Below are 14,526 nucleotides of genomic sequence, written 5' to 3'. Positions count from 1 at the left end.
ACCATGGCACCTCGCGGCGCTGAACAAAACCGTGGTCTACCGCGGGTCGAACCGAGTTTTCGTCGGCAGCCAGCCCTCTAAACTGTCAAGTTTCGCGCCGCGCAGCGGCCACTGACGAGCAGGAGAGCCCACGATGAACCCCGCCACCCATGTACTGGTCGTCAGTGCGGACGAAGACTGGCGCACCGAAGTCGTGCAGGGCCTCAACCAAGCCGCAGGGCGGCTCGACAACTCGCTGGGCCTGATGGCCGTGGGTTGCCCCTGTGGGGACGCGACGGTCGAGGCTGTACTCGCCACCAGCCCCACGCAGGCGGATCTGCAGGTCGTCGTCATCGATCACGGACCCCGTGGCGCCAGCTCGACGGGCGCCCCCGCCGTGCGAACAGCCCAACGCATCATCGAAGCACGCCCCGAGCTGTCGCTCTACATGGTGCTGGAAGACGATGCCGACAAGCTGTTGGTCGAGCAATTGGCCAGCGATGCCGTCGATGGCTACTTCTTCCGCGGCGAGCACGACTACAACGGCTGGTTCCGCATCATCGCCGCCGAAGTGGCCGAAAAGGCCGAGACGCCGTTCTACGATGCGCTGAAAGCCTACGTGGCCCAGGCGAAGGACAGCTGGCACACCCCCGGCCATGGCGGTGGCGACTCGTTCAAGGGCAGCCCGTGGGTGGGTGACTTCTACGACTTCGTCGGCGAGCAGATGCTGCGCGCCGACCTGTCGGTGAGCGTGCCCGAGCTCGACTCACTGCTGCACCCGATGGGCGTGATCGCTCAATCGCAAAAGCTGGCGGCCAAGGCCTTCGGCGCGCGCAAGACCTACTTCGCCACCAACGGCACCTCGACCGCGAACAAGGTCATCTTCCAGACGCTGCTGGCGCCGGGCGACAAGCTGCTGCTGGACCGCAACTGCCACAAGTCGGTCCACCATGGGGTGATCCTCTCGGGTGCGCGGCCGGTGTACCTCGATTCTTCCGTCAATCGCCACTACGGCATCTTCGGCCCGGTGCCCAAGGCCACGCTGGCGGCGGCGATCGAGGCCCACCCGGACGCCAAGGTGCTCATCCTCACCAGCTGCACCTACGACGGCCTGCGCTACGACCTGAAGCCCATCATCGCAATGGCGCACGCAGCCGGCATCAAGGTCATCATCGACGAGGCCTGGTTCGGCCATGCCCGCTTCCACCCCGAGTTGCGGCCCACTGCGCTGGAGTGCGGTGCCGACTACGCCACGCAGAGCACGCACAAGATCCTGTCGGCCTTCTCGCAGGCCAGCATGGTGCACGTCAACGACCCGGGTTTCGACGAGCACCTGTTCCGCGAGAACTTCAACATGCATGCGTCGACCAGCCCGCAGTACAACCTCATTGCCAGCCTCGACGTGGCGCGCAAGCAGGCCGTGATGGAGGGCTACCGCCTGCTGGACCGGTCGCTGAAGTTCGCGCACGAGTTGCGCGAGAAGATCAATGCCACCGGCGCGTTCCGCGTGCTCGAGCTGGACGATCTGCTGCCCGATGAAGTCAAGGGCGACGGCATCCGGCTTGATCCGACCAAGCTGACGATCGACATCTCGCAAAGCGGCTACTCAGCCGACGAGCTGCGCGACGAACTGATCGGACGCTACAACATCCAGGTCGAGAAGAACACGCACAACACGCTGACGCTGCTGCTGACCATTGGCACCACGCGCAGCAAGGTGAGCCGTCTGTTCGACGCCATGTTGCGCCTGGCCAAGGAAAAACGGGCCCCGCGCGCCTATGCCCGCGTGCCCGAAGCGCCGCGCTTCACCGAGCTGGCCTGTCTGCCGCGCGACGCGTTCTACGAAGCCGGCGAGCGCCTGCCGCTGCTCGACGAGCAGGGGCAGCCGAACGCGGCGCTGACAGGCCGCGTCTGCTGCGACCAGATCGTGCCCTACCCGCCCGGCATTCCGGTGCTGGTGCCCGGCCAGGTGATCGAGGCCAACATCGTGGCCTACCTGGTGCGCCTGCTGCAGACACAGAAGTCGATCGACCTGCACGGGCTCGCACTGGTCGACGGCGAGATGCACCTGCGGGTGCTCAGCGAGGCCGAGCGGCGGGCGCTGCCGAGCCGTTGATCCGATTGGCCGTGGCGAGGCCACGGCCACTGTGGGGTCCTGGAACCTCAGGGCACAGACCCGATCATCAAGGAGCAGATTTGCGCTGTGCCACGGAGCCAGCATTGTTCGAATCGCCCCTGCTGCCTCCCTGCTGAAGTACCCGCTCGGGCCGATCGCCGCCCTTTACGCATCAGCGTAATGAGCCAGCGCCCCGTCATCGAGGCAATCCAGGCGTACATCGCAATACGTCCTGCCCAAAGTGAGCCGCAGGCGCCGCTCTTGCGGTGTCGCTCAAGCTTCGGCCTTGCGGGCTCAGCCGACAGCTCCACAATCTCGGCCCGCTCCGGCGTGACCAACTGCGCTCCTGCGTAAGAACCGTCAAAGGTGACCTGAACGCATCGCGTGGGCCAGTTCGTCGAACTTCTCGCCAAAGGCGGCTCTCGACTCCGGTCGAACCAGCCCGCCGATCTGTTCTCGCATGTGGCGAATATCGGCTGGGTTGTTGGGATCAAAGTTGGCCTGCCGCAGAATGCTGGCAATCTGCACGGCATCCCCTTTGGCAACGCCGACATCGGTCTTGTGCATCAGTCGATCGAGGTAGTTCATGACCAGCTCGGGCGGCGTCACGTACTGCGGTTCGGCTGGGCGCACCCCGCGCTCCGCCGGGGAAATCAGGTGTCGATTGAAAACGGGGTTGTTCTCGTTCGTGAGATCGACGTTAACCGATCGCCGCTCGCCCGACTGCTGGTGGGTGAAGTCGAGCCGCACCATACCGCCCAAGCCGTCGGTCAGGTCCCCAACGCGCTGGCCCGTCACGCGGAACTGCGCGCCGTCTTCGCGAACCACATCGGCATCGGCGTTGACCAGGGTCTCGAACGCTCGCCGCAAGGTGGTCGGGCTGCGCAACTCGAGGTCGATGTCTTGCGGCTGCCGCGGCGCTCCGTTGATGCGCGCGGCAATGCTGCCGCCTAGGCGTGGCTGGATGTCAGACTGCGCGAGCAAGCCTACAGCCGTACCCGCCATCAGTTGGACTCCCTCCATGTTGGGCTGTGTCTCAAGGCGCTCAAGCATGGGGTCGACAGTATTGGCCAAACGCAAATGGGTGCGAGGCGGAAGCGAAAGCGGCCGTGGCCCATCACGACTGCTCAGTGGTCCGTAGCCTTGCGGGGCTGGTCCTTGATTCAGTGCTGGCCGACCGTGGGGGTCTTGCTGGGCCGGCCCGGTAGGGGCCCAGTCCATCGGATGAGCAGGAACTGGCCCGATGCCATTGCGATTCATGAACGTGTCCTCCGTTGATCCATGAAGACACTCTGCATCGACCTTCCGGACTCGAATCGCCAACGTGCGAAAGTCTGAGCGCCCTCGCGAAGCACGGCGAGTGAAGCAGTGACGCATGGCGCATTGTTGGATCGATGTCCGCTTCTCGTGGATCGCGCCGCTTAGCCCAGTCTGGTCCTTGGTCGACGCGCAGCCAGCGACCAACGCACGCCCGCTGTCCGCCAGTCCAGGCCCTTGACGCTCTCCGCCAATGCTTGCGTACGCGACCTGTGAACCCTCTCGTTGCGCAACGATTGACCGGCGGCAGGCGAGGATGACCGGGATGTCAGCGCATTCCCATCCGAAGCTCTCATGAAGCTTCTCAGCGGAGTAGGCCACACGGCGCGAGCACCAAGAATGAATCAAAGGCAACGCTGAACAAGCCGTTGATGTCAGCGAGCCGCGCCGCGTTGAGTGCAGCACGCGGAAGCCGAAGCAGGTCGATTCCTAGCGTGCTGAGGACCGTCGAACCGAACAATCAGTTTGAGGGAATTGTCAGTCCGGCGCCCCACCACGCGCCGATCGACACTGACCTCGACGTTCCCAAGCTTGAAGGCGGCGAGTCCATGCCAAACGACCCGTGAGTCAATGAAGCATGGCGATGTGAACGCCAGCCTGTTACTTGCCTACGACATCGTTGCCCACATGATGAGAGGAAACGTCGGCGACGGACGGTCGGGACTCGGATGCGTGCGTTCCGGGTGACGGCGTGGCGACGACAACTGTCCAGGGCTCCCCAAGCGCAACAGCACTCGGCACGGTACGCGTCAGGACATCGCGGGCGTCGCGCACAAGGCCAGACCGCTGTCCACGCAGATGCTGATGCGATCAATTGGCTGGTTGGTATGCCGATCCATGGCGTGCGTGCCGCGCCGGACAGTATCTGGCCAACGCACCCATTCACTCACGAACAGCCAGAAGCGCTCCGATCAGATCTTCCCTGAGGCCGTGTGTCCCGCGGAATGTGGCCAGTGCGCGAACCAAAGACCAGACCGCTCCCTCAGGGCAGGCCCGACCAACCGGTGATCCGCTCGTCGGTCACATCGCGACCCACACCCGATTCGGCCGGGGCATCCAGGCGCCGTCGAATGATGCCAATGGACGGCGCGTACCACGTCGAGATGGTGGAGGTGACGGTGGGCAGCTTGCTCCCGTCTTTCGACAACACCACGCGCGCCGCGGTGATGCGATCGATGCGCACGGCGGTCATCGTCGGCAGGCCGCTCAAGACGACGTCTTCATTGCCGATCACGCGGGCATAGGTGGCCAGGTCGAGTGCTTCTCCGCGGCCGTCGCCGTCGATGTCCGGCACCATGTTCGACAGGCGCTTGTCCAGTGCGACGAACTGGTCGTTCACCCGCACCGGCGAGCGAAGTTCGACGGCCGAGGCGATGTCCGGGATGCCGTCTTCGTTGACATCGATCGGGTCCGGCTGAATGATCGAGCCGTTCGAGGCGATCACGTGCACGCTGCCCTCACCAGCGTCAAAGGTGTCGGAGGCGGTCTCTTCGACACCCGAACTGACGCCTTCGTGCGTCACCACATTGGTGTAAGCGACGCCATCGGCGTTCACGCCGGCGTATGACCAGCTCGCGCCATCCACCAACGGCCGCAACACCGTGGCGTCGTTGTACAGCGTGGCGCCGAGCGTCGGCGCGGTGGGCACCAGGCCGGTGGTGTCATCGCCACCTTCATCATCACCGCCACCGCCGCAGCCAGCGAGCATCAGGCTGGCGACCGAAGCGACCGCCAACCAACGCCACGTCAGGCGCGAAGACGATTCTCGAGTTTGCATGGGATCTCCCAAGATCTTGGATGGCAGGCACTGTACCTGCTCGACCCATGCCGTCAGGCTTGTCACGAGGAGGGATGCCGCCCCCGCCCAAACGCCTGCCAGAAGCGAGCATCTTGCGAGGTGGCGAAGTTGATGCGCATGACCGTGCTCGGGCGGCGGGTGGCATGGAACAGGTGGCCGGGGGCGAGGAGCCAGCCCTCATCCAGAAGGGTCTGGGCCAGGGATTCGGTATCGACGCCGGTGTCGACCCAACCGAACAGGCCCTGAGGGGGGGTCACGAAGCGGCAACCGTGGGCCTGGGCGAGTTGCACGCTGCGGTGGCGGGCGGCGTCCAGGCGGGCGGTGACTCGCTCGGCGTGGCGCCGCAGGCTGCCTTGCTCCAGGCAATGCGCCACCGCTTGTTCCAGCACGGCAGGCGTGGTGAGGGTCGAGAGCAACTTGACGTCGATCAGCCGCTCCACGAGTGAGGGCGGCGCGGCCACATAGCCCACACGCCAGCTTGGCGTGAGGATCTTGGAGAAGCCCGACACGTACAAGGTGCGTTGCAGGCCGTCGAGCGCCGCCAGCCGCGGCAGGTGGGCCGGCGCCAGGTGGGCGTAGGTGTCGTCTTCCACGATGAAAAAGTCGTGCGCCTCCGCCAGCTTCAGCACCTGGTGTGCGTCGCCCAGGCTGATGGAATGGCCGGTCGGGTTGTGCAGCACCGACACCGTCACGTACATGCGCGGCCGGTGTTCGCGCGCCAGCGTGGCCATCACCGCCAGATCCGGGCCGTCGGCGGTGCGAGGCACCGGCAAGAGCCGCATGCCCAGCTGCGTCAATCGCGCGTATTCGACCGCCCAGCCCGGCTCGTCGACCAGCACCGCGTCGCCGGGCGACAGCAGCGCACGCGACACGATGTCCAGCGCATGGGTGGCGCCGGTGGCGGTCACGATCTGCGATGAACGTGCGCGCACGCCGAAGTCGGCCAGCTTGGTGGCCAGGGCTTCGCGCAAGCGCACATCGCCGGCGGGTTGGCCGTACTGCAGCGCCAAGGTGGCGTCGCCGTGGCTCAGCACACGGCGCAGCGCGCTGGCGAGCATCGGCAGGTCCAGCCAATCCGGCGGCAGGGTGCCCAGGCCCGGCGCGGGAAGGTGGCTCACCCCGTGGAACATGCCGCGGATCAGCGCCGTGGCGTCCACCGGCGCCACGCGCACCGGCACCTCGGCCGCCACCGCCGCGGGCGCCACATGCGGGCCCGAAGCAGGCGCACGCTGGGACTCGCGAACGAAGAAACCCCGCTGCCGGCGCGCCTCGACCAAGCCTTGCGCCAGCAACTGGTCGTAGGCCGCCACCACCGTGTGGGCGCTGACGCCGTGACGCCGCGCACAGTCGCGCACCGAGGGCAGGCGAGCACCGGGTGCCAGCAGCCGCTGCCGGATGCGCTCGGCGAACTGGCTGGCCAGCTGCTCGGTGAGGGTGGCCCCGGCAGCGCGGGTGAGGGCGAAAGCGTCGCGGGTGTTCATCGGTGTGTCGGCGCGATGACCAATACAGTTTGGTCTCCTGCGCCGCTGATCTGTATCGGCACTGTACTGGTCGGCCACCTAGACTGTCCAGATGCCCAGCGCTGTTGCCACCGCCCCCCGCGTCGACGCCACCCAGCGCGGCCTGATGCTCGGCGCCCTGGGCGTGGTGATCTTCGCGTTGACCTTTCCCATGACGCGCCTGGCCGTCGGGCCGCAGGACGCACCGCAGTTGCCACCAGCCTTCGTCACCGCCGGCCGCGCCGCCGGCGCCGGCCTGCTGAGCCTGCTGTACTTGTGGCTCACCGGGGCCCCGCGGCCACAGCGCCAGCACCTGGTGGCCCTGGGCCTGAGCGCCCTGGGCACGGTGGTGGGCTTCCCGCTCGGCATCGCTCTGGCGCTGCGTGAGGTGCCGGCCATGCACGCGGCGGTGGTCACTGGCGTGTTGCCGCTGGCCACCGCCGCGATCGCCGCAGCGGCCTTGCGCCAACGGGCCTCCGCCGGCTTCTGGATCTGCGCCGTCGCCGGCTGCGCCCTGGTGCTGGCCTTCGCCTTCCGGGAGGGCGGCGGTCGGCTCACCACCGCCGACGGCTGGCTGTTGATGGCGGTGCTCAGCGCCAGCGGCGGCTACGTGGCCGGCGCGAAGCTGGCCACTCAAATGCCGGCCGAGCAGGTGATCTCCTGGGTGCTGTGCCTGAGCCTGCCGCTCACCTTGCCCGCAGCCTGGTTCAGCTGGCCCACTCAGCCGGTGGCCGCCTCGGCCTGGTGGGGCTTCGGCTATGTCACGCTGTTCTCGATGTGGCTCGGCTTTTTCGCCTGGTACCGCGGGCTGGCCCTGGGCGGCACCTTGCGAGTGAGCCAGGTGCAGCTGCTGCAACCCTTCCTCGCCCTGCTGTTCGCCGTGCCGGTTCTGGGCGAAACACTGGAGCCGACGACCGTGCTGTTCGCCCTGGCGGTGCTCGCCACGGTGGTCATTGGCAAGCGCATGCCGGTGCAGGCGCCTGGCCACCGCGCGGCCGCGACGAGATCCAACGCCACCACGGACCCCACGGCATGAGAACACTCGGCATCCTCGGCGGCATGAGCTGGGAATCCACGCTCGTCTATTACCGGCTGCTCAACCAGGGCGTCGCGCAGCGGCTGGGCGGGCTGCACAGCGCCCCCCTGAGGCTCGCCAGCGTCGATTTCGACGGCATCGCGGCCCAACAGCGCCAAGGGGACTGGGCGGGCGCCGCCGCGGCGCTCGGCCAGACGGCGCGGCAGTTGAAGTTGGCGGGGGCAGAAGGCCTGCTCATCGCGAGCAACACGATGCACAAGGTGGCGGCGCCGATCGTCGAGGCCTGCGGCCTGCCGTTGCTGCACATCGGTGACGCGACCGGACGGGCCCTGCGCCACGCCGGCCACCAGCGCGTCGGCCTGCTGGGCACCCGCTTCACGATGGAAGATCGCTTTCTCGTCGATCACTTGGCCGAGCGCCACGGGGTGTCCACCGTGATCCCCGGCGCCGCGGACCGCGACGAAGTGCACCGGGTGATCTTCGACGAGCTGTGCCGCGGCTTGACCCGCCCGGCATCGCGCGAGACATTTGTACAGATCATGGCCCGACTGGCCGACCAGGGCTGCGAGGCGGTCATCCTCGGTTGCACCGAGATCGCCTTGCTCACCCCACCCGATCACCCCCCCGAACCGAACGGCTGGCCGCTGCCACTGTTCGACACCACCGCCTTGCACGCTCACGAGGCTGTGCAATGGATGTTGCTTGAGGAGACTTCACCATGACCATCACCACCCCTGCCAGCGCCTGGCATCTGGCGCAACGCGCGGCGCGCATGAACCCTTCGATCATCCGTGAGATCTTGAAGGTGACCGAACAGCCCGGCGTGCTGTCGTTGGCCGGCGGCCTGCCCTCGCCCGAGACCTTCCCGATCGAGGCGATGCGCGAGGCCACCGCCAAGGTGCTGGCCGACACGCCCAAGGAAGCCCTGCAGTACGCTGCCAGTGAAGGCTTCGGCCCGCTGCGCGAATGGGTGGCCGCCCAGCTGAACCAGCGCGGGCTGAAGGTGACCCCGGCCCAAGTGCTGATCACCACCGGCTCGCAGCAAGGCCTGGACCTGGTGGGCAAGGTGTTGATCGATGCGGGCGCCCCGGTGGCCGTCGAGACGCCCACTTACCTGGGCGCGCTGCAGGCGTTCGCCCCCTACGAACCCATCTTCCGCAGCCTGGAAAGCGACGGCTCGGGGCCGCTGCCCGAGGCCATCGAACGCCTGCCCCACGATGCGCCCGGCACCCGCTTCGCCTACGTGCTGCCGAACTTCCAGAACCCGACGGGCCGCGTCATTCCGGAGGCCCGTCGCCAGGCGATCGTGAAGGCCGCGCAGGCTGCCGGCGTGCCCCTGATCGAAGACAACCCGTACGGCGACCTCTGGTTCGACGACGAGCCCCCAGCGCCGCTGGCCTCGCGCTGGCACGAGGGTGTGATCTACCTCGGCTCGTTCTCGAAAGTGTTGGCGCCCGGGCTGCGCCTGGGCTATGTGGTGGCGCCGGCCGAGCTGTGCCCGAAGCTGCTGCAGGCCAAGCAGGCCGCCGACTTGCACACCCCCGGCTTCAACCAGCGCGTCGTGCACGAAGTGATCAAGGGCGGCTTCCTGGGCCAGCACATCCCGACGATCCGTGCTCGTTACAAAGCCCAGCGCGACGCCATGGCCGCGGCGCTGACCGAGCACCTGCCCGCAGGCAGCGAGTGGTCGGCCCCGCACGGCGGCATGTTCTTCTGGGTGCGTCTGCCCGAAGGCTGCCACGCGATGGCCTTGCTCGAACAGGCCGTGAAGGCCGGGGTCGCCTATGTGCCGGGTGAGGCCTTCTACGCTCACTCGCCCGACGTCCGCACGATGCGCCTGTCGTTCGTCACGCTGGCGCCCGAGGACATCCGCACCGCCGTGTCGGCACTGGGCCGGGTGCTCAAGCGCCATCTCAACGAAGAACTGGAAGAGGCCACCCCCTGATGAGCACCCCTCGCCGATTCAGCCAGCTGGACGTCTTCACCACCACGCCGTTGAAGGGCAACCCGTTGGCCGTCGTGCACGACGCTGACGGGCTGTCGGACGCGCAGATGCAGGCCTTTGCCACCTGGACGAATCTGAGCGAGACAACCTTCCTGTTGCGGCCCACCGACGAGCGGGCCGATTACCGGGTCCGCATCTTCACGCCCAAGGGTGAGTTCCGGTTCGCGGGCCATCCCACGCTGGGCAGTTGCCACGCCTGGCTCGCGGCGGGCGGCACGCCCCGCGAGGCCGGGCAGGTGGTGCAGCAGTGCGGCATCGGCCTGGTGCCGGTACGGCGAGATGGCCAGCGGCTGGCCTTCGCCGCCCCGCCCCTGCGGCGCGAGCCGATCGATGATGAGTTGCTCACGCAACTGGTCGATGCCCTGGGCGTGCGTGCGAGCGACCTGCTGGCAGCCTGCTGGCTCGACAACGGCATCCGCTGGGTCGGCATGCGGGTGGCCAGTGCGAAACGGCTGCGCGCCCTGCAGCCCGACCACGGCCGGCTCAAGGGCCTCGCCAAGGTCGGCGTGGTCGCCGAACAGGACGCCGAGGGCGCCAACGGCACCCAGTTTGAAGTGCGCGGCTTCGCCGCACCGAACGACGTGCCCGAAGACCCCGTCACCGGCAGCCTGAACGCCAGCCTGGCGCAGTGGTTGATCGGCGAAGGTGTCGCCCCGCCGGAGTACGTGGCCGCACAAGGCACGGCCATGGGCCGCGCAGGTCGTGTGCACGTGATGCGCGAGGCCGACACCGGCATGCTGTGGATCGGCGGCGATGTGGCCGCGTGCATCAGCGGAACAGTGCTGCTGTAGCGCGGGCCACCGTGGCATCGCCGCACCCCAGCGTGTAAGCCGCTGTGCCAACCCTTCCGCGCCGTGCGGATCGCGCCTACATTGCAGGCCATCCTGAACGATCTGGAGACCTGAATGTCCCGTCTTGCTTTGCTCACTGCCGCCGCGGCGGCCCTCGTATTGGCCGGTTGCAGCACCCCGTCCTCGCATGGCCACGGCCAGGGGGGCGGCATGGGCGACCACATGGCTGAGCACATGGATGCCATGAAGGGCCGCGCCGCCGTGGCCACCCTCACGCCCACGCAGAACAACAATGTCCGCGGGCTGTTCATGTTCCACCAGATGGGCGACCACCTGATGGTGCATGCCCGCGTCACCGGCCTGAAACCCAATGCCGAGCATGGCGTGCACATCCACGAGAAGGGCGACTGCGCCAGCACCGACGGCACCAGCGCTGGCGGCCACTTCAACCCCGATGGCAAGCCGCATGGCCCGCAGGACGGCGCCCACCACGCAGGCGACATGCCGGCGCTGAAGGCCGACGCCAACGGTGTGGCCGACCAGAAGTTCACCCTGAGCGGCCCGACCGTGAGCGCTGGCGCCACCAGCATCGTCGGCCGCGCGGTCATCGTGCACGCCGGCCCGGACGACTTCACCACCCAACCCACCGGCAATTCCGGCGCACGCCTGGCCTGCGGCGTGATCGCCAGCCCCTGATGCCGGCTTGACCTGCTGACCCGCCCATGCCCCCGACGATCGAGCTGTTTCGTGACGATGCCGACCTGAACGCCTGTGACGCCATCGTGACGGCGGTTGATGGCCTTGCGGTCCAGCTCGATCGCACCGTCTTCTACCCCCAGGGCGGTGGCCAAGCCGGCGACGCGGGCGTGCTGCTGACTGCAGAGGGCCGGGCGCTGCGGGTGATCGACACCCGCAAGGGGGCCGAGCCCGGACAGATCCTGCACCTGCTGGCCGATGCCACCGAGGCGGCCACACTCGCCGCAGGGCAGACGGTGTCGGCTCGCATCGATGTGGCTCGCCGCGAAGCCCACCGGCGCTTTCACACCAGCACCCACCTGCTTTGCGCACTGGTGCCGCACCCCGTCGATGGCTGCTCGATCACCGCGGCCTATGCCCGGCTGGATTTCCACATGACCGAGCCCCTCGACAAGGAGGAGCTGACGGCCGGCCTGGCCCGCCTGGTGGCCGAATCCCACCCCGTCACCACCCGCTGGGTGACAGACGCCGACCTCGACGCGAACCCGCAATGGGTGCGCAGCATGCGTGTGCAGCCCCCGCGTGGCAACGGGCTGGTGCGCCTGGTGGATGTTCAAGGCGTCGACATGCAGCCTTGCGGGGGCACCCACGTGAGCAACACCGCCGACATCGGCGCGGTGGTGGTCACGAAGATTGAAAAGAAGAGCGCCAACACCCGGCGCGTGGTGCTCGGATTCGGCAGCTGACGCTGTCGAGCGCCGGCCCTCTGTGGCGTCACGACGACGCGCAGACCGCCTGATTTCCGCCCGCTGAGAGCGAAAACTTCCAGCGCTGGCAAGTTCCAGCGGGCACATGCCTTGCCGACTGGCGGGCGTGACGTGTCGAAACACCCCTGCGGTCGACGGCGTGAACGGTGCGCCTTACATTGCGCCTTCCGTCGTCCCGCATCGCCTGCCATGCCCATGACGCCCGCCGAAGACCGCCGCCTCACTTCCAGAACCGCGCTGTCGACTCGGCTGAAGGCCGTGCGTGCGCACAGCACGGCCCTGGCAGAGCCCCTCTCACCCGAAGACCAGGGGGCCCAGTCGATGCCGGACGCGAGCCCCACCAAGTGGCACCTCGCCCACACCACCTGGTTTTTCGAAACCCTGGTGCTCACCGCTCACGCCTGGGGCTACCAGCCCTTCGATGCGCGCTATGGACTGCTGTTCAACTCGTACTACGAAAGTCTGGGGGGCCGGCACCCTCGTCCGCAGCGCGGCCTGCTCACGCGGCCGGCCTTGGCCGAGGTGCACGCTTACCGGCGTCACGTCGACGCGGCGCTGCTGTCGCTGATCGACGGTGCCGATGCCGACACCTGGGCCACCATCGAACCTTTGATCGAGCTGGGGCTGCAGCACGAGCAGCAGCACCAGGAGCTGGTGCTCACCGATGTGCTGCACCTGCTCTCGCTGAACCCGCTGGCGCCCGCGTATGCCCCCGTGCCACCGCGCGCCGCGGCGGCCCTGGGTGACGATGCAAGTTGGTGGGAATGGGGCGGCGGCGATGTCGAGATCGGGCACGACCCGCGCGATGGCTTCGGTTTCGACAACGAGGGGCCCCGGCACATCGCCCGCGTCGAGCCCTTTGCACTGGCCCGCCAGTTGGTGACCAATCGCGAGGTTCAATCCTTCATCGCCGACGGTGGCTACCGGCGGCCGGAGTTCTGGTTGTCCGATGGATGGGCCGTGGTGCAGGCGCAGGGCTGGCAAGCGCCGCTGTACTGGCGCGACGCCGATCGCGAATTCACGCTCTACGGCGAGCAACCGCTGCAGCCGGATGCGCCGGCCTGCCACCTGAGCTTCTACGAAGCCTCCGCCCTCGCCGCCTGGGCCGGCGCCCGGTTGCCGACCGAATTCGAATGGGAGACGGCCGTGCAAGCCTGGGGCGCCGAGCCCTCCCACGGTGTTAGCGCGCTGCGGCCGATGCCGCGCCGCAGCGGCGCCGACCTTCAATCCTTCGGCACGGTGTGGCAGTGGACGCGCTCGTCCTACGACCCCTATCCACGCTTCCGGCCGTTCGCCGGCACGGCGTCTGAATACAACGGCAAGTTCATGGTGGGCCAACTGGTGCTGCGCGGCAGCAGCTGCGCCACACCCCCCGGACACGCCCGCCTGAGCTACCGCAATTTCTTTCCGCCGTCGGCCCGCTGGCAGTTCAGTGGCGTGCGCCTGGCCCGAGACCTGGACGACGCATGAAGCCCACTCCCGACACCTGCGCCAGCGACTTTGCCCACGCCCTGCACTCGGCGCTGACGCAATCACCGCACCACATCTCGCCCAAGTGGTTCTACGACGCCGAAGGCTCTCGGCTGTTCGACGCCATCTGCGAGTTGCCCGAGTACTACCCCACCCGCACCGAGCTGGCGCTGCTGGATCGGCATGCCGGTGACATCGGTCGGCGCATCGGGCCGGAGGTCGAGCTGATCGAGTTCGGCGCCGGCAGCCTGCGCAAGGTGCGGCTGTTGCTCGATGCGCTGGAACGGCCGGCGTCGCTGCTGCCGATCGACATCTCGGCCGACCACCTGCAGGCCAGCGCGGCGCAACTTCGGCGTGACCGGCCGGGTCTGTCGGTGCAACCCATCGCGGCCGACTTCACCCAGGCGTTGCCCTTGCCGCCCGCGCGGGGCCGCCGCGTGGGGTTCTTCCCCGGCAGCTCCATCGGCAACTTCGAGCCGGACGAGGCGGCCCATCTGCTGCAACGCATGGCCTGCTGGCTCGACGGCGGTTTGCTGATCGGCGTGGACCTGATCAAAGACCCCGATCTGCTGCACGCGGCCTACAACGATGCGCAGGGCACCACGGCACGTTTCAATCGAAACCTGCTGGCCCGGGCCAATGCCGAACTCGGTGCCGACTTCGATCTCAACCGCTGGGCGCACAGCGCCTTCTACCACCCGCCCCACCAGCGGGTGGAGATGCACCTGATCAGCCGATGCGATCAAGTGATTCACTTGTGCGGGCAGGCCATCACGATGGCCGAGGGCGAAAGCCTGCACACCGAGAGTTCGTACAAGTACACCGTCGCCGGCTTCCAAAGGCTGGCCCGGCGGGCCGGGTTTGTGCCGGAAGCCGTGTGGGTCGACGCGCGGCGCTGGTTCTCGCTGCACTGGCTGCGAACGGCGATGTAAGGCCCGGGGGCTGCGCGCGACTCAGTTCCAACGAGATGGCCCGCCGAGCGAACTGGGCCGCCTCAGGGCGCGTTCACACTACGGAGCCCCGATGCGTCGTGTGAACACGCCCCAATGGAA

12 protein-coding genes are annotated in these 14,526 nt (G+C 67.8%); 9 read left to right on the top strand and 3 right to left on the bottom strand.

Features of this window, described 5'->3' with window-relative positions; genetic code table 11:
* Positions 1 to 133: 133 nt before the first annotated feature.
* Positions 134 to 2,095: an aminotransferase class I/II-fold pyridoxal phosphate-dependent enzyme gene (locus tag AACH06_RS16435; protein WP_341426826.1), complete on the top strand. Its 1,962-nt coding sequence runs from the start codon at positions 134 to 136 to the stop codon at positions 2,093 to 2,095.
* Between the two features lie 360 nt (positions 2,096 to 2,455).
* Here the strand turns inward: AACH06_RS16435 and AACH06_RS16430 are convergent, their stop codons facing one another.
* The 3 genes from AACH06_RS16430 to AACH06_RS16420 all read right to left on the bottom strand — a co-directional run bounded on the left by AACH06_RS16430 (position 2,456) and on the right by AACH06_RS16420 (position 6,691).
* Positions 2,456 to 3,148 (bottom strand): hypothetical protein, encoded by a 693-nt coding sequence (locus AACH06_RS16430; protein ID WP_341426825.1) that lies wholly within the window; start codon positions 3,146 to 3,148, stop codon positions 2,456 to 2,458.
* 1,246 nt (positions 3,149 to 4,394) lie between these two features.
* On the bottom strand, positions 4,395 to 5,189 hold the full coding sequence (locus tag AACH06_RS16425; protein ID WP_341426824.1) for a hypothetical protein: 795 nt from the start codon (positions 5,187 to 5,189) through the stop codon (positions 4,395 to 4,397).
* Between the two features lie 62 nt (positions 5,190 to 5,251).
* Positions 5,252 to 6,691: an aminotransferase-like domain-containing protein gene (locus tag AACH06_RS16420; RefSeq protein ID WP_341426823.1), complete on the bottom strand. Its 1,440-nt coding sequence runs from the start codon at positions 6,689 to 6,691 to the stop codon at positions 5,252 to 5,254.
* A gap of 91 nt (positions 6,692 to 6,782) precedes the next feature.
* Here AACH06_RS16420 and AACH06_RS16415 point away from each other — a divergent pair, with 91 nt between their 5' ends.
* The 8 genes from AACH06_RS16415 to egtD all read left to right on the top strand — a co-directional run bounded on the left by AACH06_RS16415 (position 6,783) and on the right by egtD (position 14,406).
* Entirely contained in the window at positions 6,783 to 7,745 is a 963-nt protein-coding gene (locus AACH06_RS16415; protein WP_341426822.1) for a DMT family transporter, read from the top strand.
* The gene (locus tag AACH06_RS16410) at positions 7,742 to 8,467 is read left to right on the top strand and encodes an aspartate/glutamate racemase family protein (protein ID WP_341426821.1); all 726 of its coding nucleotides are present in this window, start codon (positions 7,742 to 7,744) and stop codon (positions 8,465 to 8,467) included. The genes AACH06_RS16415 and AACH06_RS16410 overlap by 4 nt, the downstream gene beginning before the upstream one ends.
* Complete coding sequence (locus tag AACH06_RS16405) at positions 8,464 to 9,690, top strand: aminotransferase-like domain-containing protein (protein ID WP_341426820.1); 1,227 nt, start codon at positions 8,464 to 8,466, stop codon at positions 9,688 to 9,690. The genes AACH06_RS16410 and AACH06_RS16405 overlap by 4 nt, the downstream gene beginning before the upstream one ends.
* Positions 9,690 to 10,541: a PhzF family phenazine biosynthesis protein gene (locus AACH06_RS16400; RefSeq protein WP_341426819.1), complete on the top strand. Its 852-nt coding sequence runs from the start codon at positions 9,690 to 9,692 to the stop codon at positions 10,539 to 10,541. Before AACH06_RS16405 ends, AACH06_RS16400 begins: the two co-directional genes overlap by 1 nt.
* A 114-nt stretch (positions 10,542 to 10,655) precedes the next feature.
* A complete protein-coding gene (locus AACH06_RS16395) occupies positions 10,656 to 11,237 on the top strand; it encodes a superoxide dismutase family protein (protein WP_341426818.1) in 582 nt (193 codons plus the stop codon).
* A 26-nt stretch (positions 11,238 to 11,263) separates the two neighbouring features.
* On the top strand, positions 11,264 to 11,983 hold the full coding sequence (locus AACH06_RS16390; protein ID WP_341426817.1) for an alanyl-tRNA editing protein: 720 nt from the start codon (positions 11,264 to 11,266) through the stop codon (positions 11,981 to 11,983).
* A gap of 216 nt (positions 11,984 to 12,199) precedes the next feature.
* Positions 12,200 to 13,474 (top strand): ergothioneine biosynthesis protein EgtB, encoded by a 1,275-nt coding sequence (egtB, locus tag AACH06_RS16385; RefSeq protein WP_341426944.1) that lies wholly within the window; start codon positions 12,200 to 12,202, stop codon positions 13,472 to 13,474.
* The gene (gene egtD, locus AACH06_RS16380) at positions 13,471 to 14,406 is read left to right on the top strand and encodes an L-histidine N(alpha)-methyltransferase (RefSeq protein WP_341426816.1); all 936 of its coding nucleotides are present in this window, start codon (positions 13,471 to 13,473) and stop codon (positions 14,404 to 14,406) included. Before egtB ends, egtD begins: the two co-directional genes overlap by 4 nt.
* Positions 14,407 to 14,526: the final 120 nt, after the last annotated feature.

This window comes from Ideonella lacteola, from assembly GCF_038066555.1.
GTDB classification, from domain to species: Bacteria; Pseudomonadota; Gammaproteobacteria; order Burkholderiales; family Burkholderiaceae_C; genus Ideonella; species Ideonella lacteola.
This window is presented reverse-complemented; position numbering and strand designations above follow the sequence as displayed.

What these genes read in the sequence shown, in the direction of transcription:
- AACH06_RS16405 (WP_341426820.1), top strand. Translation starts at nt 8,464, where the DNA reads ATGACCATCACCACCCCTGCCAGCGCCTGGCATCTGGCGCAACGCGCG.
- AACH06_RS16425 (WP_341426824.1), bottom strand. Translation starts at nt 5,189, where the DNA reads ATGCAAACTCGAGAATCGTCTTCGCGCCTGACGTGGCGTTGGTTGGCG.
- AACH06_RS16390 (WP_341426817.1), top strand. Translation starts at nt 11,264, where the DNA reads ATGCCCCCGACGATCGAGCTGTTTCGTGACGATGCCGACCTGAACGCC.
- AACH06_RS16395 (WP_341426818.1), top strand. Translation starts at nt 10,656, where the DNA reads ATGTCCCGTCTTGCTTTGCTCACTGCCGCCGCGGCGGCCCTCGTATTG.
- egtD (WP_341426816.1), top strand. Translation starts at nt 13,471, where the DNA reads ATGAAGCCCACTCCCGACACCTGCGCCAGCGACTTTGCCCACGCCCTG.
- AACH06_RS16420 (WP_341426823.1), bottom strand. Translation starts at nt 6,691, where the DNA reads ATGAACACCCGCGACGCTTTCGCCCTCACCCGCGCTGCCGGGGCCACC.
- AACH06_RS16415 (WP_341426822.1), top strand. Translation starts at nt 6,783, where the DNA reads ATGCCCAGCGCTGTTGCCACCGCCCCCCGCGTCGACGCCACCCAGCGC.
- AACH06_RS16430 (WP_341426825.1), bottom strand. Translation starts at nt 3,148, where the DNA reads ATGCTTGAGCGCCTTGAGACACAGCCCAACATGGAGGGAGTCCAACTG.
- AACH06_RS16400 (WP_341426819.1), top strand. Translation starts at nt 9,690, where the DNA reads ATGAGCACCCCTCGCCGATTCAGCCAGCTGGACGTCTTCACCACCACG.
- AACH06_RS16435 (WP_341426826.1), top strand. Translation starts at nt 134, where the DNA reads ATGAACCCCGCCACCCATGTACTGGTCGTCAGTGCGGACGAAGACTGG.
- AACH06_RS16410 (WP_341426821.1), top strand. Translation starts at nt 7,742, where the DNA reads ATGAGAACACTCGGCATCCTCGGCGGCATGAGCTGGGAATCCACGCTC.
- egtB (WP_341426944.1), top strand. Translation starts at nt 12,200, where the DNA reads ATGACGCCCGCCGAAGACCGCCGCCTCACTTCCAGAACCGCGCTGTCG.